27 protein-coding genes and 1 tRNA gene are annotated in these 22,937 nt (G+C 59.1%); 13 read left to right on the forward strand and 15 right to left on the reverse strand.

The genetic code is table 11. From position 1 onward, the window contains the following. Nucleotides 1–11: 11 nt before the first annotated feature. The 5 genes from Q7C33_RS10250 to Q7C33_RS10270 all read left to right on the forward strand — a co-directional run bounded on the left by Q7C33_RS10250 (nt 12) and on the right by Q7C33_RS10270 (nt 3,954). Nucleotides 12–1,265 (forward strand): aromatic ring-hydroxylating oxygenase subunit alpha, encoded by a 1,254-nt coding sequence (locus tag Q7C33_RS10250; protein ID WP_407683344.1) that lies wholly within the window; start codon nt 12–14, stop codon nt 1,263–1,265. Nucleotides 1,266–1,274: 9 nt separating this feature from the next. Next, nucleotides 1,275–2,393, forward strand: a complete 1,119-nt coding sequence (locus Q7C33_RS10255) for an FAD-binding oxidoreductase (protein WP_407683345.1) — start codon at nt 1,275–1,277, stop codon at nt 2,391–2,393. Nucleotides 2,394–2,480: 87 nt separating this feature from the next. Then, on the forward strand, nt 2,481–3,395 hold the full coding sequence (locus Q7C33_RS10260) for a LysR substrate-binding domain-containing protein (protein ID WP_198796026.1): 915 nt from the start codon (nt 2,481–2,483) through the stop codon (nt 3,393–3,395). A 111-nt stretch (nt 3,396–3,506) separates the two neighbouring features. Beyond that, on the forward strand, nt 3,507–3,770 hold the full coding sequence (locus Q7C33_RS10265; RefSeq protein WP_030142163.1) for a hypothetical protein: 264 nt from the start codon (nt 3,507–3,509) through the stop codon (nt 3,768–3,770). 97 nt (nt 3,771–3,867) lie between these two features. Continuing rightward, the gene (locus tag Q7C33_RS10270; RefSeq protein WP_442087941.1) at nt 3,868–3,954 is read left to right on the forward strand and encodes a hypothetical protein; all 87 of its coding nucleotides are present in this window, start codon (nt 3,868–3,870) and stop codon (nt 3,952–3,954) included. A gap of 25 nt (nt 3,955–3,979) precedes the next feature. Here Q7C33_RS10270 and Q7C33_RS10275 read toward each other — a convergent pair whose 3' ends face one another. Beyond that, complete coding sequence (locus Q7C33_RS10275) at nt 3,980–4,561, reverse strand: TetR/AcrR family transcriptional regulator (protein ID WP_030142162.1); 582 nt, start codon at nt 4,559–4,561, stop codon at nt 3,980–3,982. 146 nt (nt 4,562–4,707) lie between these two features. On the opposite strand from Q7C33_RS10275, the gene Q7C33_RS10280 reads away from it, so the two are divergent. Together Q7C33_RS10280 and Q7C33_RS10285 are read left to right on the forward strand one after the other, a co-directional pair. Then, nucleotides 4,708–5,802 carry an alkene reductase gene (locus Q7C33_RS10280; protein WP_407683346.1) on the forward strand — a complete coding sequence of 365 codons (1,095 nt, stop codon included), beginning with the start codon at nt 4,708–4,710 and terminating at the stop codon, nt 5,800–5,802. Nucleotides 5,803–5,856: 54 nt separating this feature from the next. Beyond that, nucleotides 5,857–6,645 carry an SDR family NAD(P)-dependent oxidoreductase gene (locus Q7C33_RS10285; RefSeq protein WP_030142160.1) on the forward strand — a complete coding sequence of 263 codons (789 nt, stop codon included), beginning with the start codon at nt 5,857–5,859 and terminating at the stop codon, nt 6,643–6,645. Between the two features lie 67 nt (nt 6,646–6,712). Here the strand turns inward: Q7C33_RS10285 and Q7C33_RS10290 are convergent, their stop codons facing one another. After that, nucleotides 6,713–7,051, reverse strand: a complete 339-nt coding sequence (locus Q7C33_RS10290; protein ID WP_030142159.1) for a hypothetical protein — start codon at nt 7,049–7,051, stop codon at nt 6,713–6,715. Between the two features lie 99 nt (nt 7,052–7,150). Continuing rightward, the gene (locus tag Q7C33_RS10295; protein WP_030142158.1) at nt 7,151–7,546 is read right to left on the reverse strand and encodes a hypothetical protein; all 396 of its coding nucleotides are present in this window, start codon (nt 7,544–7,546) and stop codon (nt 7,151–7,153) included. A gap of 123 nt (nt 7,547–7,669) precedes the next feature. Here Q7C33_RS10295 and Q7C33_RS10300 point away from each other — a divergent pair, with 123 nt between their 5' ends. After that, nucleotides 7,670–9,691, forward strand: coding sequence for a DKNYY domain-containing protein (locus tag Q7C33_RS10300; RefSeq protein ID WP_407683347.1), 2,022 nt, complete (start codon nt 7,670–7,672; stop codon nt 9,689–9,691). On the opposite strand, the gene Q7C33_RS10305 is transcribed toward Q7C33_RS10300, so the two are convergent. Continuing rightward, nucleotides 9,688–9,927 (reverse strand): YceK/YidQ family lipoprotein, encoded by a 240-nt coding sequence (locus Q7C33_RS10305; RefSeq protein WP_030142156.1) that lies wholly within the window; start codon nt 9,925–9,927, stop codon nt 9,688–9,690. The genes Q7C33_RS10300 and Q7C33_RS10305 overlap by 4 nt on opposite strands. Before the next feature lie 139 nt (nt 9,928–10,066). After that, nucleotides 10,067–11,437: an aminotransferase-like domain-containing protein gene (locus Q7C33_RS10310; protein WP_407683348.1), complete on the reverse strand. Its 1,371-nt coding sequence runs from the start codon at nt 11,435–11,437 to the stop codon at nt 10,067–10,069. A 142-nt stretch (nt 11,438–11,579) separates the two neighbouring features. Between Q7C33_RS10310 and Q7C33_RS10315 the strand changes: the two genes are divergently transcribed. The 3 genes from Q7C33_RS10315 to Q7C33_RS10325 all read left to right on the forward strand — a co-directional run bounded on the left by Q7C33_RS10315 (nt 11,580) and on the right by Q7C33_RS10325 (nt 13,620). Beyond that, nucleotides 11,580–11,987 (forward strand): VOC family protein, encoded by a 408-nt coding sequence (locus tag Q7C33_RS10315; RefSeq protein ID WP_407683349.1) that lies wholly within the window; start codon nt 11,580–11,582, stop codon nt 11,985–11,987. A 79-nt stretch (nt 11,988–12,066) separates the two neighbouring features. After that, nucleotides 12,067–12,693, forward strand: coding sequence for a LysE family translocator (locus tag Q7C33_RS10320; RefSeq protein ID WP_407683350.1), 627 nt, complete (start codon nt 12,067–12,069; stop codon nt 12,691–12,693). Nucleotides 12,694–12,777: 84 nt separating this feature from the next. After that, a complete protein-coding gene (locus tag Q7C33_RS10325; protein WP_407683351.1) occupies nt 12,778–13,620 on the forward strand; it encodes a PhzF family phenazine biosynthesis protein in 843 nt (280 codons plus the stop codon). 202 nt (nt 13,621–13,822) lie between these two features. Here the strand turns inward: Q7C33_RS10325 and Q7C33_RS10330 are convergent. The 9 genes from Q7C33_RS10330 to thrS form a co-directional block, all read right to left on the reverse strand. Further along, nucleotides 13,823–13,899, reverse strand: a tRNA-Pro gene (locus Q7C33_RS10330). 90 nt (nt 13,900–13,989) lie between these two features. Beyond that, entirely contained in the window at nt 13,990–14,346 is a 357-nt protein-coding gene (locus Q7C33_RS10335) for a MerR family transcriptional regulator (RefSeq protein ID WP_003179985.1), read from the reverse strand. Then, a complete protein-coding gene (gene ihfA / locus Q7C33_RS10340; protein WP_002553164.1) occupies nt 14,327–14,629 on the reverse strand; it encodes an integration host factor subunit alpha in 303 nt (100 codons plus the stop codon). Before ihfA ends, Q7C33_RS10335 begins: the two co-directional genes overlap by 20 nt. 3 nt (nt 14,630–14,632) lie before the next feature. Continuing rightward, nucleotides 14,633–17,011, reverse strand: coding sequence for a phenylalanine--tRNA ligase subunit beta (gene pheT / locus Q7C33_RS10345; RefSeq protein ID WP_198796017.1), 2,379 nt, complete (start codon nt 17,009–17,011; stop codon nt 14,633–14,635). Nucleotides 17,012–17,037: 26 nt separating this feature from the next. Then, complete coding sequence (gene pheS / locus Q7C33_RS10350; protein WP_030142134.1) at nt 17,038–18,054, reverse strand: phenylalanine--tRNA ligase subunit alpha; 1,017 nt, start codon at nt 18,052–18,054, stop codon at nt 17,038–17,040. 109 nt (nt 18,055–18,163) lie between these two features. Beyond that, nucleotides 18,164–18,520, reverse strand: a complete 357-nt coding sequence (gene rplT, locus Q7C33_RS10355; protein WP_002553161.1) for a 50S ribosomal protein L20 — start codon at nt 18,518–18,520, stop codon at nt 18,164–18,166. Nucleotides 18,521–18,550: 30 nt separating this feature from the next. Then, a complete protein-coding gene (gene rpmI, locus Q7C33_RS10360) occupies nt 18,551–18,745 on the reverse strand; it encodes a 50S ribosomal protein L35 (RefSeq protein WP_002553160.1) in 195 nt (64 codons plus the stop codon). 60 nt (nt 18,746–18,805) lie between these two features. After that, a complete protein-coding gene (gene infC / locus Q7C33_RS10365; RefSeq protein ID WP_169432615.1) occupies nt 18,806–19,357 on the reverse strand; it encodes a translation initiation factor IF-3 in 552 nt (183 codons plus the stop codon). Next, nucleotides 19,357–21,279, reverse strand: a complete 1,923-nt coding sequence (thrS, locus tag Q7C33_RS10370) for a threonine--tRNA ligase (RefSeq protein ID WP_024779373.1) — start codon at nt 21,277–21,279, stop codon at nt 19,357–19,359. Before thrS ends, infC begins: the two co-directional genes overlap by 1 nt. A 375-nt stretch (nt 21,280–21,654) precedes the next feature. Here thrS and Q7C33_RS10375 point away from each other — a divergent pair, with 375 nt between their 5' ends. Both Q7C33_RS10375 and Q7C33_RS10380 read left to right on the forward strand, forming a co-directional pair. Further along, nucleotides 21,655–21,957, forward strand: coding sequence for a hypothetical protein (locus Q7C33_RS10375; RefSeq protein ID WP_030142131.1), 303 nt, complete (start codon nt 21,655–21,657; stop codon nt 21,955–21,957). A gap of 289 nt (nt 21,958–22,246) precedes the next feature. After that, complete coding sequence (locus Q7C33_RS10380; protein WP_003179963.1) at nt 22,247–22,459, forward strand: cold-shock protein; 213 nt, start codon at nt 22,247–22,249, stop codon at nt 22,457–22,459. 66 nt (nt 22,460–22,525) lie between these two features. Here Q7C33_RS10380 and Q7C33_RS10385 read toward each other — a convergent pair whose 3' ends face one another. Beyond that, nucleotides 22,526–22,840, reverse strand: coding sequence for an I78 family peptidase inhibitor (locus Q7C33_RS10385; protein WP_030142130.1), 315 nt, complete (start codon nt 22,838–22,840; stop codon nt 22,526–22,528). Nucleotides 22,841–22,937 lie beyond the last annotated feature (97 nt).

Consider the following 22,937-nt stretch of genomic DNA (forward strand, 5'->3'; position numbering starts at 1 on the left):
TGAGATCGACGATGAACCCTACCTTGAAAACCCATCGTGAACTGCTGGCCGATCGCGCCCCCGGCCATGGCATGCCCGGCGGTCTGTTCGGCCGCCAGGATATTTTTGAAACCGACGTCGATGTCTTTTTTACCAAACACTGGATCCTGGTGGGGGTCACCAGCGACGTTGCCGAACCCGGCGATGTCTCCACGATCGACATCGGCAAATCCTCGATCATCCTGGTGCGCGATGACGACGAGCATGTGCAGGCCTTCCGCAACGTCTGCCGCCACCGTGGGGCGCGCCTGAAACAGGCCGGCAAATCGACGGTGGGCATGCTGGTCTGCCCTTATCACCAATGGACGTACGACCTCGATGGCAGCCTCAAACATGCCGCGCACATGGGCAAGGACTTCGACCCGGGGTGCAAGAGCCTGATCCCTGTCCATACGCGCGTGGTCGGCACCCATGTTTTCGTCTGCCTGGGTGACGAGCCGCCAGAAGACATCCTGTACCTGGACCAACTCATGACGCCGCGTTTCGCTCAATATGACCTTGCCCATTCCAAGATCGCCTACGAGTCGGAGATCATCGAGAACGGCAATTGGAAACTGGTGATCGAGAACAACCGCGAGTGTTATCACTGCGCCGCCACCCACCCCGAACTGACGGCGTCGTTCCTGCCGGAGGATTTCGGCTTCTGCACCGATGGGCTGGGAGAGGACTCGCTCCAAGCGCTGCAGGAGTACCACCAGCGCAACGCCAATACCAAGCAGGACTGGGAGCGCGAAGGCTACCTGTGTGACGCCGTCGAGCATCTGGGCGAGGACGCGGTGACTCAGTTCCGCTCCCAGCGCCTGGTCATCGCGGGCAACGGCGAATCCCAGACCCTCGATACCCGCGTGGCCTGCACCCGGCTGTTTGGCGACCTCACGCGCCGCGACCTGGGCGACATGCACTTGTGGACCCATAACTCATGGACCCACATCATGAGCGATCATGCGATCGTCTCGTACATCATCCCGCTGGCGCCCGATAGAACCCTGGTGCGCACCAAATGGCTGGTGCACGCCGACGCCGTCGAAGGCGTGGACTACGCGTTGGACAAGCTGACCGAAGTCTGGGCGGCGACCAACCTCCAGGACGCCAGCCTCGTCGGCATCACCCACAGCGGCACCCAGGACCCGGCCTACACGCCCGGACCGTTCTCGGCGTTTACCGAAACCTATGTCGACCAGTTCTCGCGCTGGTACGCGGCGCGTCTGGCCGCCCACGGCGTGTGAGGGATGAACATGACGATTTACGAAAAGCTGACGCGCCCTGAACGTTTTACCGATCCGACGACCTGGGGAGCGTTTGGCGCGCAATGGCACAGCGGCGAGCAGAAGACCTTGCAGTGTTGCGCCGTGCGACAGGAAACCCATGATGTAAAAACGTTCACTTTCCAATGCGCGGACTTCAGCGCGTTGAGTTTCGAGCCGGGCCAGTTCATTACCCTGTCGCTCGTCATCAATGGGCAGGCCATTGCTCGGTGCTACACCCTGTCGTCTTCACCGACTCGCCCGTTCGCTTTTTCGATCACCGTCAAACGCGTGCCCGGAGGCGTGGTGTCGAACTGGCTGCATGACCATCTCAAGCCTGGAGACAACCTCAAGGCGTCCGGGCCGGCGGGCAGCTTCACGCCGGTTGGTCATCCAGCGGCAAAACTGTTGTACCTCTCCGCCGGTTCCGGCGTGACCCCGTTGATGTCGATGACCCGCGCCGCCTGCGACATGGCTGCCAACCTGGACATTGTTTTCGTGCACAGCGCTCGCACGCCGGCGGATATCATTTTCCACGGCGAGTTGACGCGAATGCAGGCCGATATGCCGGGACTGCGGGTCATCGATATTTGTGAAGGGCTTGGCGACGCCAGCCACTGGCAACAGCCGATGGGTCGTCTCGATTTGCCTTTGTTGAGCCAACACGTCCCGGACTTCAAGGAGCGAGAAATCTTTACCTGTGGCCCCCAGGGTTACATGGAAGCGGTCAAGGCGTTGCTCAGGGAAGCGTCGTTCGATTTCGGCCACTATCATCAGGAAAGCTTCGATATCGCGGTGTTGAATGAGGAACCGTTGATCGAGCAAGCCGCTCCATTGGATCAACAGGACATCTTCACGGTCACGCTGGCACGTTCGGGCAAGACCTTCAGCATGCCCGGCCACCAGACCGTGCTGAGCGCAGCCAAAAAGGCCGGTGCGATTGTGCCTTCATCCTGCAGCCAGGGCGTTTGCGGCACCTGCAAGACCGCCCTGCTGGAAGGCACCGTGGACATGAACCACAACGGCGGCATCCGGCAACGGGAGATCGACAAGGGCCTGCGTTTGCTGTGTTGCAGCAAGCCGACGTCCAACCTGGTGATCGATCTCTAGCCGTCATGCCGGATTAGGTAGTCACTGCGCGCAGGCTTCTGCACAATCGCCCTGCGCTTGAAACCAACAAGACAGTGACCCAGCCCGATGAAACTGCAACCGTTGCCGCCGCTCAACAGCCTGGTAGCGTTCGAAGCCGCCGCACGCCACCTGAGTTTCACCGTGGCGGCCCGCGAACTGAACGTCACCCAGGGCGCTGTCAGCCGCCAGATACGCCTGCTCGAGGATTACCTGGGCACAGCGCTGTTTGTCCGTACGACCCGTGAGATCAACCTCACTTCGACAGGCAGCCAATACTACGAAAGTGTTCGCGATACGCTGCAACAGATCGCCCGTGCCACGGCTGGCGTGCGTCATTGGCAAGGCGCGCAGCAAGTCACGGTGGTCACCAGCACGGCGATGGCATCGCTGTGGTTGCTGCCGTTGGTATCGGAGTTCCGGCGTCAGCACGAGGAGATCGACCTGCGCATCATCGCGACCGATCAAGTCGAGGATTTCTCCCGCCTCGACTGCGACCTGGCGCTGTACTACTGCAGCACGCCCCCCAAGAACATGAAGGTCACTGCGCTGTTCAATGAAGAAATTTTTCCGGTGTGCAGCCCGGCCTACCTGTCTCAGCATCCCGAGGCGGGCAACCTTGAACAACTCGGCGCCTGTACCTGGCTGTGGCTCGAGGACCAGCATCGGGACTGGATTGGCTGGAAGGAATGGTTCCAGCGCCTGGGCCATCCAGCGCCAGAACCTCGTCGACGCATCAACATCAACAACTACTCGATGCTGATCCAGTCGGCGCTGGCGGGCCAGGGAATCGCCCTGGCCTGGACGCGGTTGCTCGGCGACCACCTACAGACCGGCAATCTCGTGCGCCCGACATCCGCCATCTTGTGCACCGATGCGCAATTCTGCTTGTTGGAGCCCCTGGGCCAGGTGCCGAACCGGCAAAGCGTCAACCGCTTCCGCGAATGGTTGATGGCGCACCTGGCACAGACAGAGGATGCCTGACCCGTGGAACCTCGAACCCGTTTATCAATCAGCTTCAAAAATCAGCATTCACGGCCGATAACCAGAAAAGAGCCCAGTGATTGGGTGGTGGGAATACGGCGGGAACCGGTGATGACAGACATATATCTGCTGATAGCGAGCGGAACTGACCAGAGCGATGCCTACGTCCTGGGTTGGTTCGATGATCGAAACAAAGCCAGGGAAGCGGCCGAGCAGAAGGAATGGGAAGCTTATCGCGCCAGCCTGAAAGCGGAACATCCTTGGTCCAGCCAAAAACCGTTGGCGCCGGACAAGACCGAGTATCGGCGCTATTGGATCAAGACCGTTTCGAAGTTCGAACATGTGTCCGTGCCGAGGTCCCTGGCGGTTCACTGAGCGGCGCCCAGGCTTTTTACCCATCGCGCAAATTTAACGAACTGTGCGCTCTCGCCAAGGGTCTAGAAAATTAAGCCCATCCGATGAGAGCGTTCCTATGTTGAAATTTCTTGGTGGTACCGTTGGGATCATTTTCCTGATCGGCCTGATCGTGGTCATTGCCCTGTTCAAGTTCATCTTCTGATCCCCCACAGCGGTAGCGCAATGCGCTACCGCTGGTTTTCCTCGGGGTCGGAGGCTGGCAAGGACGCCAGGATCTGATCACGGCAGACTTCAAGGATTTCGTCTGCCAACGGCGAATCATCCGGGCAAGCGCGCGAGAGCATGACCGCGCCGATGGCATGGGCGAGCAAGTTGATCATCTTTGCCCGTCCACCTTCTCCTGTGGGCTCGAACTTTTCCTCAAGGGTAGCCAGCGTGCCTTCCACCCCATTGGCAAACGTGGCCTTGACCTCATCGGACTGACGCGCCGCGTCGCCACACAACGCCGCCATCGTGCAGCCGTTGCCCCGAGCGTCGCGGTGCTCCCGCGAGACATACATGGCAAAGAACCCAGCGACATCCAGGTCGCTGGCGCTGGTCAATGAGCGCGAAAGACTGTCCGCAGCGGCTTCGGCCATCAGGTCGGCCTTCGAACCGAAATGCTTGTAGAAACCGCCGTGGGTGAAGCCGGCCGCGGCCATCAAGTCCGCCACGCCTATCCCGTCAAAACCTCGCTCGCGAAACAACACGGACGCCGTCTCGACGATGTGTTCCCGGTTTGCCTGTGCCTGGGCCTTGGTGACTCTCATGTTCGTTTACCTCGTACCACTCCGATCAAGTCTTCATCATACATAGATGCCAACCGTAATCAAATTCGTTGACAGTTTAGATTTCGATCATCATCCTAAGCGCAAGCCGCACCCACCGCTCATCTACTGGCACGGAAACGAGAGACATGACCGATCAGATGCTGTTTACCCCCTATACCCTGGGCTCCCTCACCCTCGCCAACCGAGTCGTGCTGGCGCCGCTGACGCGTAACCGCGCAGGCAAAGGCTTCGTTCCCAGTGAATTCGCGGCGACCTATTACAGCCAGCGCGCATCGGCAGGCTTGCTGATTGCCGAGGCCACGCAGATCTCGCAGCAGGGACAGGGTTATCAGGACACGCCCGGCATCTACACCCAGGCGCAGATCGCCGGCTGGCGCGAAGTGACCGATGCGGTCCACGCCAAGGGCAGTCGGATATTCCTGCAACTGTGGCACGTCGGGCGCGTGTCCCACGTGGCCCTGCAGGAAAACGGCGCCGCCCCGGTAGCGCCTTCCGCCCTGCGCCCCGCCACCAAGGTGTTCGTCAATAACAGCTTCGAGGATGTGTCCGAACCGCGAGCGCTCGACGTGAGCGAGTTGCCGGGAATCGTCAATGATTTCCGCCAAGCGGCTGCCAATGCCATCGCCGCCGGGTTCGATGGCGTGGAGATCCACGGTGCGAACGGCTATCTGCTCGATCAGTTCATCAAGGACGGCGCCAACATACGTACCGATGCCTACGGTGGCTCGATTGAAAACCGCGCCCGCCTACTGCTGGAAGTGACCGCCGCCGTCGTGAGCGAGATCGGTGCCGGACGCACCGGCCTGCGCATCTCGCCGGTCTCGCCCGCCAACGGCGTGTCCAGCAGCGCACCGCAGGCGCAGTTCGACTACATCGTCGATCAGCTCAACACCCTGGACATCGCCTACCTGCACGTCGTCGAAGGCGCGACCGCCGGGCCGCGTGATGTGGCGCCGTTCGATTTCGCCGGCTTGCGCCAGCGCTTCAACAACACCTACATCGCCAACAACGGCTACGACCTGGACCTGGCCACTTCGCAGGTCCTGGAAGACAAGGCCGACTTGATCGCCTTTGGCCGCCCGTTCATTGCCAATCCAGACCTGGTGGAACGCCTGAAAAGCGCCGTCCCTTTGGCTGCCCTCAACCCCGCGACCCTCTATGGCGGCGGCGCCGCAGGCTACATCGACTACCCGACGTTCGCCGAGGCGAATGCCCAATAGCGCCGAAAAAAATCACGCGGTTGATCGCCCCCCAATCCTGAAGAGACTGACACCATGACCACTCGCACAACCGTTCTCATCACCGGCGCTTCCACCGGTATCGGCGCCGTCTATGCCAAGCGCTTCGCCCAGCGCGGCCATGATCTGGTGCTGGTTGCCCGCGACAGCACGCGGCTAGAAACACTGGCGACTGAACTGCGCAACGAACACACCGTGACCGTTGACGTGCTCCAGGCCGACCTGACCCAAATCGGCGACCTGCACAAAGTTGAAACCCGCCTGCGCGATGACGACCGCATCGGCATCCTGATCAACAACGCAGGCGCCGCCCAGTCCGGCAGCTTCATCGAACAGACCACCGACAGCGTCGCGCACCTGGTTTCACTCAACACCACTGCGCTGGTCCGGCTCGCCAGCGCCATCGCCCCACGCCTGGCAAGCGCTGGCGACGGCGCGATCATCAACATCGGCTCGGTGGTTGGCCTGGCACCGGAATTCGGCATGTCGGTCTACGGGGCGACCAAGGCTTTCGTACTGTTCCTGTCCCAAGGGCTCAGCCTCGAACTGACCCCAAAAGGCGTCTACGTCCAAGCCGTCCTGCCGGCGGCGACCCGGACCGAAATCTGGGAACGCGCCGGCATCGACATCAATACCTTGAACGAGATCATGGAAGTGGGCGACCTGGTCGATGCCGCGCTGGTCGGCTTCGACCGTCGCGAACCGGTGACCATCCCGCCGCTGCAGGACGGTGCTCGCTGGGATGCGTTGCAGGGGGCGCGGCAGGGATTGTTGTCCGAAATCAAGCAATCGGCGGTTGCCGAGCGCTATAAAACCCAGGCCTGAACGGGGCAAACGATGGCGAAGGTTTCAACTTTGCCATCTTTGCAATGCCGCCAGAAAAAAGCCCAAATTACTTGGGCGCATATTCCTTGCACATGTCCTGGGCCATGGCCCCGAGTGGTGAGTTAGTTAAGGTGCTCACCATGTTTGAAACCTGGAATTTATAGGCGGGATCGGACTTTATCTTCCTGATTTGCGCCTTGGCTGCTTCGTTGAATTTTGGTTCAGTGGCCATGGCGTTCTCCACATCCCCGTTCAGGCCAGGGTTATTCTTGTTGCATATCTGTTCCATGGCCACCAAGACGACGTACCCCTGGTGCTCTTGATCTTGCTGATTCGCGAGCGAGCTGCCAGCAACGCTGATTCCAGCCAGGCACAAAGAAAATGTAGACATCCTTAACAGCGACATTCAAAACTCCTTATTGATAAAACAGCCTCTACTGCCTGCGGAGCAAGATCGCCGCACCTTGTCACGCCCTTCAGTTTTTCCGCACAGTTGCCCGAACGATTATTGCGAGTCTTCGGCGGACGCTTCGTCCGCATCCTCCGGTGGCGCCCCATAAGGCTTGCCAATCTCGACCCGGTCAGCCTTTACCCAACCGGTATAGTCCTCGCCATCCTTGGCGATGAAATTCACTTCCAGCCATGATTCGTCCTCCAGGCTGGAGTAGACGGTGAGGGAGTCGCCCGGTATGACGAAAATCTTCTTGTTGGCACAAGCTTCATCCGGCGCTTCGTGGAAATGCAGGCGCCCGGTGCCGATGACCTTGCCTTGCACCGAAGGATGAAACTCAGGCACTGTCCCCGAGAGTTTTTCCGCCAGGGCCGAGCAGTTAACCTTAACGGCGGCCTGGCTCAGGCTGCTGAACAGGCATAGGCACAACAGGCTAGCGCGCAGATACATTCGCGGATTCCGTCCGGATGGGAGCCGTAGGATATAAAGTCTGGAATGCGCGGGGAAGAGACGTATCAGCATTTATAAATGGCTGCGTGGAGCCAAACCATCAGACCTCAAGGCCGCAATGACATGACGGACACAGAGACAGTCTGCGCCGACTGGGAACCGCTTGATCTTGAGTGGCATCAAGGCTTCGCGTTCATGGACGACGTGCTTCTGGGCGATGGGCGCGTGCCAGACGTCTACATCCTGCTCAGCCCTGAAGGCGCACGACCCGGCGAGCTAGCCCAACGTGCCGGGGACGGAGGTTATCCGCCCTCGCCGTTGATGGCCGGCCAGCCGGTCTGGCGGCATCGACGCAACCCGTGGATCTTGCGTGATGCGTTGCACGATTATTACCTGCTCCCCGGTTACCGGGAGCGCCATGGTTACCATGCGCTTCAGGCCCTGCCTTTTCAGTTCCACCGGGGTTTGGAAAGTCTCGGCCACCAGTACTGGCGTGACGAAACCGGCGCCTATTGGTTCGGCGAATACGCGATCACCGAAATCCGGCAGGCACGACCCGACAGCCTGGCGCTGTTGCCATCGTCGCCCGTCTCGGTGGCTTCAACCTCTGCGTTGTTCAGCGACGGGGCGAGCATCTTCCTGCACGGAAAATTCATCGCCGCCGCCACCGCTCGGGTGCGGTACTGCAACCATCCGTCTTATCGGGTGATCGACGGGCAAGTCTACAAGGGCTTCAAGCCCCTGCACCAAAAGGACGGCACACCGCTGCCGATCGCAAACCCCGACGACTTCCACATGCTCGCCCAACGCTGGGGAACTGACGGACAGTCGATCATCGTGCAAGCGCAGCAAGGCTCGAGCATTTCGTACGACTACTTCTACCGCATCGACAACGCCGACCTGGCAACCTTCACCGTGCTTAACGAACGCTACGCCAAGGACAATCGACGGGCCTATTACCTGACGGGAAAAACCATCCGCTACGTCGGCGATTTCCGCCTGCTCAAGTGTTCGCAGCCGACATTCGACGAGTGCGGCCGCGTGGTCAGCGCCAGTGAGTACGAGGATGACTATTTTGCCGTGGACGACAAATTCGTCTACGCCGCCGGGACCCGCTTGCGTGACGCCCATGGCCCGAGCTTTCGCCACTTGGGATTCGATTACTACCGTGATCGCCAGTACGTCTATCAACGCCAGAAACGCCTTGATGTCGACGTGGAAAGTTTCGTAGTGGCCCAACTCTATCGCAATGACCAGGATTACGCGCCCGTGCTGGCAGGCGACAAGAACGGCCCGCTGGGTTCTGGCGGAATAATCGATGCAGCCATGCAACAAGCCTGGGCCCCCTATTTCGAGGCCCATCCGCAATTGAAGGATTATTGGTGGCACCGCTTGCAGGCAAAGGCTGGCGCCGCGCAAATATTTTCAGAAACGGCGCCTTTACGCGCCATCGGCCTCGGCTTCGATGTGGGCCGCCAAGTGCATTTTCATGGACGGGCGATCAACGGGCTGGACGCGGCGAGTTTCAAACTGCTGGACACCCACCTGTGCGGCGATGCCCACGGTCTCTATCTGATCCCGTTCCATAACGCCGAAACGCAAGTGCCCGAACGGTTCTCCACGGAGCCTGCCGAGCACTTCCGCTCCTTGGGATCGCCTTACCTGACAGACGGAAAAACCGTGTATTGCCACCGGGTCTTCTATCATCCCCCCGAACCCATTCGGAAGGCTCACGCGCCGAGTTTCGAGTCCTGTGGACATGGCTGGGCCAAGGACCGGGAAGCGGTGTATTACTACGGCGAGGCGAAAAAACGCCTCCATCCCGCTGAGACCCGCGTGCTCGGCACTTACGCCATCAGCCCTGCCCTGATCTTCTCGGAGGGCAAGTGGCTGGATGTCGACTTCGCCCCTGATGAAGTTCGTGTACCGCATCCGGATTTCCTGCAACTGGGGACACGCAAGTTGTTCTGCCATCGACGGCCGCTGAGCGCCAAGCGTTTTGATCTGGCCACCCTGGAGTTCCTGACCGAGCGCTATGCCCGGGACAGGCATCGGTTCTATTACTACGATGGGTATGGGACATTGACGGAGGTTGAAGAAGCGGATTATCGGGCATCCCTTGGACAGCCGGTGGCGGGCGCTTAGAGATTGCACTCGTATTGATATTCGAAGGGGAAAAATACGGTATCGACCACCAAGGAGAACGGTGCGTCGATAAGCAAGAAAGGGATCAGCTTTCCTTTGGACGTGCCCACCAGCCACCAGTCGAAGCGCAGACCGATGTAGGGGCATCTGTGCTTGTCGTAGTCCATCCGCATCGCGGTGGCCATGCAGCCGCTCAAGCTGGTGATCAAGATCAGTAGAATTGCTTTCCGTAGCACTTGATGTCCTTGTTAGTTTTGCAAAGCCCGCGTAGGCCACCTTGGTTGGAAACCCCAGCGATGGATACGAAGGCGCATGGTTGTATGTTTTGCATACGCAAAAGAAAGCCGATCTATCTGATCGGCTTAAATATCTGAATCAGTCAGGATACAGGGTCTGGACGGAGTGATTCGAACATTCAAGCTTGGTCAGGAGCATCAATCCTTGCGCCAGGTCTTCGAAGGTTGGGCCGCCGAGACAAAGCCGAATGCCGGCCGCCTGGTCAGTGTGATCGACCATGACCGATTCTGGCGCAGTCACTTTGATGCCAATCGCGGCAGCCGCTGTGGCGAAGCGATCGGCAGCGTCGCGTGGCATCGGTAGCCAGACGTGAAAGGCGTCCGGATGCCAAACAAGCCCGGCCGCGCCGAACAGCGAAGCGGCCAGGTCTGCTCGGCGTCGCGCTTCATGGCGCAGGTCCTGGGGGATCGATGCGATAACGCCACTGGACAGCCACTCCTCCACCACCGCGCAGGACAATGGCGACGGGGTCATGGGGACATCCTGCAAGGCTGCTTGCGCGGCGGCATTCATGCCGTCCGGTAGCGTGAGCATGCCGATCCTCAGCCCGGGACCGATGGATTTGGACAGCCCGTTGACGTGCAAGACTCTCTCGGGCGCCAGCGTCACAAGCGCAGGTTCAAGTGGAGGTCCCAACGCGTAGACGCCATCCTCGATGATCCAGGCCCCGGACCGTCGACAGACATCGACGATAGCCTGCCGTCGCGCCGTGTCCATCGTTGCCGTCGTCGGATTGTGCAGCGTCGGGGTGAGATAAACCGCTTTGCCTGCGCTTGATTCGAGGCTATCGAGGGCGTCTGCAAGCGCCTGCGGCAGCATGCCTTGCGCATCGATCTCGACGCCTTGCATCCGGTAACCCTTGCGCCGGGCCAGGGCAATCGCGCCGGGATAGGTGATGCGTTCTGTCAAAATCACCCCTTCAGGACCGCAGGCAATATCGAAGGCCAGGGAAATGGCTTGGCGGGCATTACTCGTCAGCGCCAGATGCGACGGCTTGACCTCTATGCCGAGCGTTTCAAGCCAGCGCGCCAACAGACGGCGATGCTCCAGATGCCCGGCGGGCGGTGAATACAGGTTGAGATGATCGGTGTCGATCTTGCGCGCAATACCGGTCAGCGTCCGCGCCAAAAGACCGGCCGTCAGCATTGCCGGCGGCACGTTGGACGAGAGGTCGATCTGCCGGTCCTCATGTGCCTGGTGGATCGCCACGAACATTCCCCGGCCCTTGATGCTGCGCACCAGACCTCGTCGCTCCAGCACCGCATAGGCTTTGGTCACCGTGCCAAGACCGATCTGCAACTGCCACGCGAGGTCTCGATGGGCAGGCAGACGGTCACCCCCTTTCAGTCGCCCCTCGATGATGTCGTCGGCCAGGGCGAGCACCAGGCGCTCGGCGACACTCGCCTCGATGTCTGCAAGGCGGGGTATCCAGGGCGATTGAAGACGCATTGCCATCCTCCAGAATGATTAATAGTGTCGCGTGACACTATATAAATAGCCATAAAGTGTCACGCATATTAGGGTATTTCACGAAATCAATCTTTCACCATCAGTCTGGCCGCGATGACGGGGCGAGGCAGCGGAGCGTCTAATGTTTAGCCATGTGACCGTGGGCACAAATGATCTTGAGCGTGCAGGCGCTTTTTATGACGCTATCCTCGCGCCACTCGGTCTGAAACGACGAGTCGTAGTACCTGATGGCGGTCCGGCAGCGCTTTGCTGGGTCACCGCTGAGGCGCCTCTGCCACGCTTCTATGTCTACATCCCTGCCAATGGCGAGCCATCGTCCATCGGCAACGGCAGCATGGTCGCCTTCTTGGCGTCCTCTGATCACGCCGTGGCGCTGGCCCATGCGGCGGGACTTGCCCATGGCGGGACGGACGTAGGAGTGCCCGGGCCGCGTCCCCGCTACGGTGACGGCTATTTCGGCGCATACCTTCTCGACCCCGATGGAAACAAGGTTCATATCGTTCATCGCGCGGATCTACCGCAACCATGAAAAAAAACCACGCTTTACAGCGCAGCGGATCGCCGCATCCATTTCATGGGTTGCGGTATCCATTCCAAGGAGCCGCTCAATGATCGGCAGCCCGATCCTGCTCGCCTTCGGCACCTATGTCCTTGCCGCTGCAAGTCCAGGCCCCAGCAACATGGCAATCATGGATGTGGCGATGCGTGATGGTCGCACGCGCGCCCTGATGCTGGCGTCCGGCGTCATCACCGGCTCGCTCTTCTGGGCGATCCTGGCGGCCACGGGTATCAGCGCCTTGCTGGCCGCCTATGCCCAGGCGCTGTTATTGATCAAGGTGGTCGGCGGTGTCTATTTGCTTTATCTCGCGCTGCGTGCCGGCAGATCCGCCATGCAGTCGACTGCGGACCGCACCAGCACGGTGGCAGGACAGGCGCCGCGTTACCTGTCGCTGTACCGCCAGGGTGTCCTTATGCACATCAGCAATCCCAAGGCCATCATGTCCTGGATGTCGATCATGTCGCTCGGACTCCGAGGGGACGCTCCACCGGGCACCTTATCGGGGATCATCGGTGGTTGCGCAGCGCTCGGCGTCATCATCTTCGGCGGCTACGCCATCGTTTTCTCGACCGCCACGATGATTGCCTGCTACGCCCGCGCAAGACGCTGGATCCAGGGGCTTTTCTCGGCGCTGTTTGGCGTCGCGGGATTGAAGCTTCTGGTCTCGACAAACTGATTTCGTGTTGAAACCAATGGGCCTGGTTCCCCTTCAAGGCAGGTCAGGCGAGCCTGTGTCGCCACGCAGGTGAGAGAGAATGTGATGACCCATGTGATCCATATGATCGACGTATTCGGAGCAAAAGCCCTGAGTGGAAACCCACTGGCGGTGGTCATGGACGCGGATGCATTGCAGACAGATGACATGCAGCGCCTGACGCGCTGGCTCAACCTGTCGGAAACAGCCTTTGTGCTTTCGCCCACGCATCCGCAGGCGGACTACAGGCTGAGGATTTTCACGCTGGACAGGGAAATGCCATTTGCTGGACACCCGACGCTGGGAAGCTGCCATGCCTGGCTTTCGACCGGACGGGCGCCGAGGAACGAAACGCACATTGTCCAAGAGTGCGGTGTGGGCCTCGTGACCATTCGCCGTGAACAAGGACGGCTTGCCTTTGGCGCTCCCCCACTGCTCCGTTACGGCGCTCCGTCGAAAGAAGAATTAACCGAGGTGCTGCAGTGTCTCGGCATTGAACCCTGTGAGGTCGTTGATGCGGCGTGGATCGACAACGGTCCCGGATGGCTGGGAATCCGCCTGGCTTCGGCAGAGAAAGTCCTTTCCCTGCAACCGGCCCGGAGCTGGCCACGCAGAATCGACTTTGGCGTCATTGGTCGTCACGCCCATGGCGATGCCACCTTCGAAGTTCGCGCCTTTTTCAGCGATCACCTCGGTGCCATTGTCGAAGACCCGGTTACAGGCAGCCTTAATGCCTCACTGGCACAGTGGTTATTCGACACAGGTGTGGTTGAGCAAGACTATGTCGCCGCCCAAGGAACCCGCCTCGGTCGCCAAGGGCGCATCCACGTAACTCGCGATGATGCAGGCCAAATCTGGATCGGCGGCGAGACACGCACTCAGGTTGAAGGTCGGATTAGCGCAGGGTGAAGGTTGCAGTAATGCTTAGGCGGCGGCGTGGAGATCGCGCACCTGCCGAGGTGTTTCCGGCCTTTTGCTGGACGGCGCCAATGAACGATTCACGCGTTTTGAATATCAGCGAAATTACCGGTTAGTTTGCGCATGTTTTACGCGCACACAAAAAAGCCGATCTATCTGATCGGCTTAACTGCCTGATTCTACTCAGAAAATATGGTCGGGACGGAGTGATTCGAACACTCGACCCCTAGCACCCCATGCTAGTGCGCTACCGGACTGCGCTACGCCCCGACTAGGCGTGAATCTTGTTCCGCTTCTCAACGGAACGCTCAGGAATATATCGCAAGCTTTTGAAAACTGGAAGTATTTAAAAGCAGAAATTTATTTCTTGAGCACCACCAGCACATCTTCAAGCTCGGCGATCATCTGGCGGATCATTTGTTTGTACTGGGTTGTGTCGTCCTTGGCCTCGTCACCGGAGAGGCGCAGGCGCGCGCCGCCGATGGTGAACCCCTGGTCGTACAGCAGCGCGCGGATCTGCCGGATCATCAGCACGTCCTGGCGCTGATAATACCGGCGGTTTCCGCGGCGCTTGACCGGGTTGAGTTGAGGAAACTCCTGCTCCCAATAGCGCAGCACGTGCGGCTTAACCGCACACAGCTCGCTGACTTCACCAATGGTGAAGTAGCGTTTGCCTGGGATGACGGGTAGCTCGTCGTTATGACTTGGTTCCAGCATAAGCCTCAACTCGGGCCTTCAACTTCTGCCCTGGACGAAAGGTGACCACACGGCGAGCCGTGATCGGGATTTCTTCTCCCGTTTTCGGATTGCGGCCAGGCCGCTGGCGTTTGTCCCGAAGGTCAAAATTGCCGAAACCCGACAATTTGACCTGTTCGTTGTCCTCGAGAGCGTGCCTGATTTCTTCGAAAAACAGTTCGACCAATTCTTTGGCCTCCCGTTTATTCAGGCCCAACTCCTCATACAGACGTTCCGCCATCTCAGCTTTCGTCAGAGCCCCCATACGTCACTTCCTTAACGTGGCGTTCAACCTGTGTTCGAGCGAGGTGAGGATATTCTGCGTTGCGGTATTCACCTCATCGTCATTAAGAGTGCGCGATGGATGCTGCCAGGTCAAGCCGACGGCAAGGCTTTTTCTATGAGGATCAATGCCTTTACCCTGATACACGTCAAATAGCCTGAGGTCCGTCAGCCATTCGCCTGCATTTTCACGAATTACTGCCAGAACCGCACTGGATGCGACGCCGACATCAGCCACCAGGGCCAGGTCGCGACGCACTTCAGGAAAGCGTGACAACTCCTGGAATTTCGGCATTTTTCCTTGGGCGACTTCGGCCAGGATCAGCTCGAAAACGAAGACTGGACGGTCGAGACCCAGGGTCTTGGACAGTTCAGGGTGGATCGCGCCGACGTAACCGACTTCACGACCTTCTCGCTCGATGCGCGCGGTCTGGCCCGGATGCAGCGCCGGATGCTTGCCAGGCACGAAAGTGAACGCGCCGAGCGCGCCGGCAAAGCCCAGCACGGCTTCCACGTCGGCCTTGACGTCGAAGAAGTCGACGACATCGCGCCCTTGAGCCCAGCCTTCCGGCAGGCGGCTGCCGCAAACGACACCGGCCAGCATTGGCTCTTGCTTCAAGCCGTCCAGCTGACCCACGAAGCGCAGGCCACTCTCGAACAGCCGCACGCGATCCTGCTGGCGGTTCAGGTTGTGCTGCAACGACTTGACCAAGCCCGGCCACAGGGACGAGCGCATGGCCGCCATGTCGTTGGAAATCGGGTTCGCCAGCAACAGTGGTTCGACACCTGGATTGAACAGTTCGAACTGACGCGGATCGATGAAGCTGTAGGTGATCGCTTCCTGATACCCACGAGCCACCAGCAGGCGACGCAGCTCTGGCAGTTCGCTGCGAGCCTCGGCCTTGGCTTGCGGGGCCAGACGCGCCTGCGGATAGCGAACCGGCAGGCGGTTGTAACCGTACAAGCGAGCCAGTTCTTCGATCAGGTCGACTTCCAGGCTGATATCGAAGCGGTGGCTCGGCACTTCAACCTGCCACTGCCCTTCCCCATCGGCACGGATGGTCAGGCCCAGCGCGCTGAGCAGACGCTCGACTTCGGCTGGAGCCATTTCCATGCCCAGCATCTGGGTGATGCGTTGGGCACGCAAGGTGACCGGCGCAATCTTTGGCAAATGCTGTTCGTTGACGGTCTCGACGATCGGACCGGCTTCGCCACCGGTGATCTCCAGCAGCAGGCCAGTGGCGCGCTCCATGGCTTCACGTGCCAGTTGCCAGTCCACGCCACGCTCATAGCGGTGCGAGGCGTCGGTGTGCAGGCCATAGGAACGCGCCTTGCCGGCCACCGCGATCTGGTCGAAGAATGCGCTTTCGAGGAATACATCGCGAGTGGTCGTAGACACGCCGCTGTGTTCGCCACCCATCACGCCAGCAATCGCCAGGGCTCGGGAATGGTCGGCAATGACCAGCGTATCGCTGCGCAAGGCCACTTCCTGGCCGTCGAGCAGTACCAGTTTTTCGCCTTCTTCGGCCATGCGCACGCGAATGCCGCCGTTGATTTCGGCGAGATCGAACGCGTGCAGCGGTTGACCCAGTTCAAGCATCACGTAGTTGGTGATGTCGACAGCCGCGTCGATGCTGCGCACTTCGGAGCGACGCAGGCGTTCAACCATCCACAGTGGTGTCGGCTTCGAAAGGTCGACGTTTCGGATCACTCGACCCAAGTAACGAGGGCATGCCGCCGGCGCCAGGACGTCGATCGAGCGCACTTCATCGTGCACGGCGGGTACAGCGATGATTGCCGGACGCGTTACAGGAGCGTCATACAGCGCGCCCACTTCCCGGGCCAGGCCGGCCACCGACAGGCAGTCGCCACGGTTCGGGGTCAGGTCAACCTCGATGCTCGCGTCGTCCAGGCCCAGGTATTCACGAATGTCCTGGCCCACCGGCGCATCGGCTGGCAGCTCCATCAGGCCATCATTGCCTTCGCCAATCTGCAGTTCCGCCTGGGAGCACAGCATGCCGTTGGACTCGACACCGCGCAGCTTGGCTTTCTTGATCTTGAAGTCGCCCGGCAGTTCGGCGCCGATCATGGCGAACGGAATCTTCAGGCCCGGACGCACGTTGGGCGCACCGCACACGACCTGGAACGTTTCCGCGCCATTGCTGACCTGGCAAACCCGCAGCTTGTCGGCGTCTGGGTGCTGCTCGGTGCCCAGCACCTCTCCCACCACCACGCCGCTGAAGGCACCGGCGGCCGGCGTCACGCTATCGACCTCGAGGCCGGCCATCGACAGGCGAGCAACCAGCTCGTCCTGGCTCACCTGCGGGCTTACCCAGCCACGCAGCCATTGTTCACTGAATTTCATCCTGCTCTCCTAAAGGTTCGTTACGACTAGCGAAATTGCGCGAGGAACCGCAAGTCGTTGTCGAAGAACAGACGCAAGTCATTCACGCCGTAACGCAGCATGGCCAGGCGCTCGACGCCCATGCCGAAGGCAAAGCCCGAGAATTCTTCCGGGTCGATCCCGGACATGCGCAGCACGTTCGGATGAACCATGCCGCAGCCCATGACTTCCAGCCAACCGGTCTGCTTGCAGACACGGCAACCTTTGCCGCTGCACATCACGCATTCCATGTCGACTTCAGCCGATGGCTCGGTGAACGGGAAATACGAAGGGCGGAAACGCACGGCCAGTTCTTTTTCGAAGAACACCCGCAGGAACTCTTCGATAGTGCCCTTCAGGTCGGCGAAATTGATGTCGCGATCAACCAGCAGGCCTTCGACCTGGTGGAACATCGGCGAGTGGGTGATATCGGAGTCGCTGCGATACACACGGCCTGGGCAGACGATGCGGATCGGCGGCTGCTGCGATTCCATGGTGCGGACCTGTACCGGCGAGGTATGGGTCCGCAACAGCATGTTCGCATTGAAATAGAAGGTGTCATGCATCGACCGGGCCGGGTGATGGCCTGGGATGTTGAGCGCCTCGAAGTTGTGATAGTCGTCTTCGACCTCAGGGCCTTCGGCAATGCCATAGCCGATGTGGGTGAAGAACTGCTCGATGCGTTCCAGGGTCCGGGTCACCGGATGCAGGCCACCGGAAGTCTGGCCACGGCCAGGCAGGGTCACGTCGATGGACTCGGCGGCGAGCTTGGCAGCCAGGCCTGCCTCCTCGAACAACGCCTTGCGCGCATTGAGGACCTCTGTGACACGTTCCTTGGCGACGTTGATCAGCGCACCGACCTGCGGACGCTCTTCGGCCGGCAGGTTCCCCAGGGTCTTCATCACCTGAGTCAACTCGCCCTTCTTGCCAAGGTAGTGAACCCGGATTTGCTCCAGGGCATTGATATCTTCAGCGCTTTGCACAGCCTCTAGTGCTTGAGCGACCAGCGCGTCCAGGTTTTCCATGTACAGACTCCAGATACAAAATAGGGGAAGAGCTTTAAGGCTCTTCCCCTATTTATGACGTTTGACACCTGGGCCCGCAGATGCGGACCCCGGTGACTGCCGGGGGTACTTAAGCCAAGGTGGCTTTAGCTTTCTCGACAATCGCAGCAAACGCCGCTTTTTCGTTCACTGCCAGATCAGCCAGAACCTTACGGTCGATCTCGATGGACGCTTTTTTCAGGCCAGCGATGAAACGGCTGTAGGACAGACCGTTAACACGAGCACCAGCATTGATACGAGCGATCCACAGAGCGCGGAACTGACGTTTTTTCTGACGACGGTCACGGTAGGCGTATTGGCCTGCCTTGATTACCGCTTGCTTGGCAACACGGAATACGCGGGAACGCGCGCCGTAGTAGCCTTTAGCAAGTTTCAGAATTTTTTTGTGACGCTTACGGGCAATGACGCCACGCTTTACACGAGCCATGAGTTACTTCCTCTATTCTTGATCCAAAAATTAACGAAGGCGCAGCATGCGCTCGACTTTTGCCACGTCAGACGGATGCAGCAAGCTGCTACCGCGCAGTTGACGCTTACGCTTGGTCGACATTTTGGTCAGGATGTGGCTCTTGAAAGCGTGCTTGTGCTTGATACCGTTAGCAGTTTTCAGAAACCGCTTAGCAGCACCACTTTTGGTTTTCATCTTTGGCATGTTCGGATACTCCGCATTCAGTTGATAAACATAATCGCAAGGCCTGCCGTGCCCTGTTGATTACTTCTTCTTTTTCGGGGCGATGACCATGATCAGCTGGCGTCCTTCCATCTTAGGATGCTGTTCGACCGAACCGTACTCAAGCAGGTCTTGTTCAACCCGCTTGAGGAGTTCCATCCCCAGCTCCTGGTGGGCCATCTCACGGCCGCGGAATCGCAAGGATACCTTGGCCCTGTCCCCGTCACTCAGGAAACGTACCAGGTTGCGCAGTTTTACCTGGTAATCCCCTTCCTCCGTCCCTGGACGAAACTTGATTTCTTTTACCTGAATCTGCTTCTGGTTTTTCTTCGCCGCGGCAATCTGCTTCTTCTTCTCGAAGATCGACTTGCCGTAGTCCATCACCCGGCAAACGGGCGGGACTGCGTCCGCGGAGATTTCCACCAGATCAAGCTTGGCTTCTTCAGCAATACGAAGCGCTTCATCAATCGAGACGATGCCAATCTGCTCGCCATCAGCGCCAATTAACCGAACCTCGCGTGCCGAGATATTCTCGTTGATCGGGGCTTTCGGTGCAGCTCGTTTATCTTGTCTCATTTCACGCTTAATAATAATTACTCCGAATCTGGGCGACCACGCCGGGAAACCGCTTGCGCGAGAAACTCAGCGAATTCGGCGACGGGCATCGAGCCCAGGTCAGCACCTTCACGAGTACGCACAGCGACAGTCTGCATCTCGACCTCCCGATCTCCAATAACCAAGAGAAAGGGAACCTTGAGCAAAGTATGCTCGCGGATTTTAAAGCCGATCTTTTCATTTCTCAAGTCGGACTTGGCACGAAATCCGCTTTGGTTGAGAGTTTTTTCGACCTCGGCGGCAAAATCTGCCTGTTTATCAGTGATATTCATGATCACTGCCTGGGTCGGCGCCAGCCACGCGGGGAACGCGCCCTCGTAATGCTCGATCAGAATCCCGACGAAACGCTCGAACGAACCGAGGATCGCGCGGTGAAGCATGACCGGGTGCTTGCGGCTGTTGTCTTCGGACACATATTCAGCGCCCAGACGGATCGGCAGGTTGAAATCGAGCTGCAAGGTACCACACTGCCACACGCGACCGAGGCAATCTTTCAACGAGAATTCAATCTTCGGACCGTAGAAGGCGCCCTCGCCTGGCTGCAAGTCGTACGCAAGGCCCGCACTATCAAGGGCTGCGGCCAGGGCGGCCTCGGCGCGATCCCACAGCTCGTCGGAACCGACGCGTTTTTCCGGACGAGTGGACAGCTTCATTTCGACTTCGGTGAAGCCGAAGTCGCGATAGACGTCCATGGTCAGCTTGATGAAGGCGGCGGATTCGGCCTGCATCTGCTCTTCCGTGCAGAAGATGTGCGCATCGTCCTGGGTAAATGCCCGCACGCGCATGATGCCGTGCAGCGCACCCGATGGTTCGTTACGGTGGCAGGCACCGAACTCGGCCAGGCGCATTGGCAGTTCGCGGTAGCTCTTCAAGCCCTGGTTGAACACTTGCACGTGGCAAGGGCAGTTCATCGGCTTGATGGCGTAGTCGCGGTTTTCCGACTGGGTGGTGAACATGTTGTCGGCGTAGTTGGCCCAGTGCCCGGATTTCTCCCACAGGCTGCGGTCGACCACTTGCGGCGTCTTGATTTCCAGGTAGCCGTTTTCACGCTGGACCTGGCGCATGTACTGCTCAAGCACCTGGTACATCGTCCAGCCGTTCGGGTGCCAGAACACCATGCCCGGGGATTCTTCCTGGGTATGGAACAGCCCCAGGCGCTTGCCGATCTTGCGGTGATCGCGCTTCTCGGCTTCTTCGATACGCTGGATGTAGGCCGCCAGTTGCTTCTTGTCCGCCCAGGCAGTGCCATAGACGCGCTGCAACTGCTCGTTCTTCGCGTCGCCACGCCAGTAGGCGCCGGACAGCTTGGTCAGCTTGAAGGATTTCAGGAAACGCGTGTTCGGCACGTGCGGGCCACGGCACATGTCGACGTATTCTTCGTGGTAGTACAGGCCCATGGCCTGCTCGTCCGGCATGTCTTCCACCAGACGCAGCTTGTAGTCCTCGCCACGGGCCTTGAAGACTTCGATGACTTCGGCGCGCGGGGTGACTTTCTTGATGACGTCGTAATCTTTCTCGATCAGCTGCTGCATGCGCTGCTCGATGGCCGCCATGTCGTCCGGGGTGAAAGGACGTTCGAAGGCGATGTCGTAATAGAAGCCTTCGTCGATGACCGGCCCGATGACCATTTTCGCGCTCGGATACAGCTGCTTGACCGCATGGCCAACCAGGTGAGCGCAGGAGTGACGAATGATCTCCAGCCCCTCTTCATCCTTGGGCGTGATGATTTGCAGCGTGGCATCGCTGTCGATGACATCGCTGGCGTCGACCAGCTTGCCGTTGACCTTGCCGGCCAGGGTGGCCTTGGCCAGGCCCGCGCCAATGGATGCGGCGACCTCGGCTACGGAAACCGGGTGATCGAATGAACGTTGACTGCCGTCGGGAAGAGTAATAGTTGGCATGGCGCCTCCTCTCCTAGTGGTGACCCCTACCAAAGGTCACGTGGGTTGGGATGAGCCAGTACAAGATCCAGTCCAGGCCATTCAATGACGAACGCCTGCCTTACAGCGGCAGGAGCCTTGCGGCCAACCGGGAAAACCGAACCAGAGTGACTGGGATTCAAATCAGGGTTAATCGAACATTTGCCGCCACCGGGACCTGTCGTCATCCGGCGCCTGAGAAATACCCGAGCCCGGCATCCTAGCACAGATGAACGGTCATCGCCGCCTCCGGATGGAAGCGCGCGTAAACTCACGTTTTTTATGCCAAAGTGCTGAACCGAAGCGCCTGCAACGCCTCAGATAACAAGACATCGACCCCAAAAGGAGCATCCTCGCATGCGTCTGAATACACTACTGGCAGTAGTCGCCCCCCTCGCCCTGCTGCTTCCGCTGGCCGCCCACGCCGAATGGCCGAAGGGCGAGCGTGAAAAATACATGGCCCAGTGCACTGAAGCGGCCACTCCCCAGATCGGCGCAGCAGCGGCCAAATCACACTGTGCCTGTGGCGCCGACGCGATCAAATCCTATCCGGCCAGTGACATCCAGGCGCTGATGGACAACAAGGCCACCCCTGAACTGCAGCAGAAAGCGCTCGGTCAAATCGCCAAATGCAAGGCCAATCCACCTGCGAAAAAATGAATAATCGGTACCACGCGAGGCCCTCGGCGCCGATAAAAAGGGCCGAATAAACGCTTTTTCGTACGATTTTTTCAGGTTTTTCAGCTTTTTTTATCGTCTTCACTTTGGGCTGAAAGCCTTTGAAACCGGGGCTTTCAGCCAATCCGGACGATAGAGAAAACACGACTGATTGGCAAACAGCTCGTCCGGGGGGCTCCCAAATCGAACATTTCGACTATGATACCCGGGTGTGCCCAGTTGGCCTGAGCAGCACAGTACACTGAAAATATATGTTTCTTGGAGATACACCATGTCTAATCGCCAAACCGGCACCGTTAAATGGTTCAACGATGAAAAAGGCTTCGGCTTCATCACTCCTCAAGGTGGCGGTGACGACCTGTTCGTACACTTCAAAGCTATCGAAAGCGACGGTTTCAAAAGCCTGAAAGAAGGCCAGACCGTTTCCTTCGTGGCTGAGAAAGGCCAAAAGGGTATGCAAGCTGCACAAGTTCGCCCAGAGTAATTTCCCGGCGCGCTAAAAAAACCCCGTCCAAGTGACGGGGTTTTTTATGGCCGGTCGAAAACCGAATCAGCCGCAGTTCACCCGATTGATCACCAGGTTGGCATCGGTATTGAGGTTCAGGCGATCGGAGCGGTACTCAAGGGTCACCATGTCGTTGGGCTTGAGAATACGAGCAATCTGCGCACCCGCACGAGTCCGTGCCTGCTCCAACAACTCCGGCGAGGCCTTCTTGCCGATCGCGAACTCGGCGGACTTCGCTTCGCAGCGGTCATGGCCGGTCTCGGCCGCCGCAGGTTCGGGGGTCGATTCAGAGGTGCTGCTGCAACCGCTCAACAGCGCAACGGCCAGCAAAGTACTCAGTGACGCGAGCTTCCAAGGCATGAAGCCTCCTTTTTTGATTGATAAACAGAGAGCGTGCGACAACCCAAACGGGGCTTGGTTTCAGCACCGTTGCCATCCGCCTGGGCAAAGCTGGCAG

It is taken from the genome of Pseudomonas sp. BP11-1-1 (assembly GCF_052112105.1).
Lineage (GTDB): Bacteria > Pseudomonadota > Gammaproteobacteria > Pseudomonadales > Pseudomonadaceae > Aquipseudomonas > Aquipseudomonas alvandae.

Excerpts from the sequence above, each read along its gene's own strand:
- Q7C33_RS10250 (WP_407683344.1), top strand. The coding sequence starts at position 12 with ATGAACCCTACCTTGAAAACCCATCGTGAACTGCTGGCCGATCGCGCC.
- Q7C33_RS10255 (WP_407683345.1), top strand. The coding sequence starts at position 1,275 with ATGACGATTTACGAAAAGCTGACGCGCCCTGAACGTTTTACCGATCCG.
- Q7C33_RS10260 (WP_198796026.1), top strand. The coding sequence starts at position 2,481 with ATGAAACTGCAACCGTTGCCGCCGCTCAACAGCCTGGTAGCGTTCGAA.
- Q7C33_RS10265 (WP_030142163.1), top strand. The coding sequence starts at position 3,507 with ATGACAGACATATATCTGCTGATAGCGAGCGGAACTGACCAGAGCGAT.
- Q7C33_RS10270 (WP_442087941.1), top strand. The coding sequence starts at position 3,868 with ATGTTGAAATTTCTTGGTGGTACCGTTGGGATCATTTTCCTGATCGGC.
- Q7C33_RS10275 (WP_030142162.1), bottom strand. The coding sequence starts at position 4,561 with ATGAGAGTCACCAAGGCCCAGGCACAGGCAAACCGGGAACACATCGTC.
- Q7C33_RS10280 (WP_407683346.1), top strand. The coding sequence starts at position 4,708 with ATGACCGATCAGATGCTGTTTACCCCCTATACCCTGGGCTCCCTCACC.
- Q7C33_RS10285 (WP_030142160.1), top strand. The coding sequence starts at position 5,857 with ATGACCACTCGCACAACCGTTCTCATCACCGGCGCTTCCACCGGTATC.
- Q7C33_RS10290 (WP_030142159.1), bottom strand. The coding sequence starts at position 7,051 with ATGTCGCTGTTAAGGATGTCTACATTTTCTTTGTGCCTGGCTGGAATC.
- Q7C33_RS10295 (WP_030142158.1), bottom strand. The coding sequence starts at position 7,546 with ATGTATCTGCGCGCTAGCCTGTTGTGCCTATGCCTGTTCAGCAGCCTG.
- Q7C33_RS10300 (WP_407683347.1), top strand. The coding sequence starts at position 7,670 with ATGACGGACACAGAGACAGTCTGCGCCGACTGGGAACCGCTTGATCTT.
- Q7C33_RS10310 (WP_407683348.1), bottom strand. The coding sequence starts at position 11,437 with ATGCGTCTTCAATCGCCCTGGATACCCCGCCTTGCAGACATCGAGGCG.
- Q7C33_RS10315 (WP_407683349.1), top strand. The coding sequence starts at position 11,580 with ATGTTTAGCCATGTGACCGTGGGCACAAATGATCTTGAGCGTGCAGGC.
- Q7C33_RS10320 (WP_407683350.1), top strand. The coding sequence starts at position 12,067 with ATGATCGGCAGCCCGATCCTGCTCGCCTTCGGCACCTATGTCCTTGCC.
- Q7C33_RS10325 (WP_407683351.1), top strand. The coding sequence starts at position 12,778 with ATGACCCATGTGATCCATATGATCGACGTATTCGGAGCAAAAGCCCTG.
- Q7C33_RS10335 (WP_003179985.1), bottom strand. The coding sequence starts at position 14,346 with ATGCTGGAACCAAGTCATAACGACGAGCTACCCGTCATCCCAGGCAAA.
- ihfA (WP_002553164.1), bottom strand. The coding sequence starts at position 14,629 with ATGGGGGCTCTGACGAAAGCTGAGATGGCGGAACGTCTGTATGAGGAG.
- pheT (WP_198796017.1), bottom strand. The coding sequence starts at position 17,011 with ATGAAATTCAGTGAACAATGGCTGCGTGGCTGGGTAAGCCCGCAGGTG.
- pheS (WP_030142134.1), bottom strand. The coding sequence starts at position 18,054 with ATGGAAAACCTGGACGCGCTGGTCGCTCAAGCACTAGAGGCTGTGCAA.
- rplT (WP_002553161.1), bottom strand. The coding sequence starts at position 18,520 with ATGGCTCGTGTAAAGCGTGGCGTCATTGCCCGTAAGCGTCACAAAAAA.
- rpmI (WP_002553160.1), bottom strand. The coding sequence starts at position 18,745 with ATGCCAAAGATGAAAACCAAAAGTGGTGCTGCTAAGCGGTTTCTGAAA.
- thrS (WP_024779373.1), bottom strand. The coding sequence starts at position 21,279 with ATGCCAACTATTACTCTTCCCGACGGCAGTCAACGTTCATTCGATCAC.
- Q7C33_RS10375 (WP_030142131.1), top strand. The coding sequence starts at position 21,655 with ATGCGTCTGAATACACTACTGGCAGTAGTCGCCCCCCTCGCCCTGCTG.
- Q7C33_RS10380 (WP_003179963.1), top strand. The coding sequence starts at position 22,247 with ATGTCTAATCGCCAAACCGGCACCGTTAAATGGTTCAACGATGAAAAA.
- Q7C33_RS10385 (WP_030142130.1), bottom strand. The coding sequence starts at position 22,840 with ATGCCTTGGAAGCTCGCGTCACTGAGTACTTTGCTGGCCGTTGCGCTG.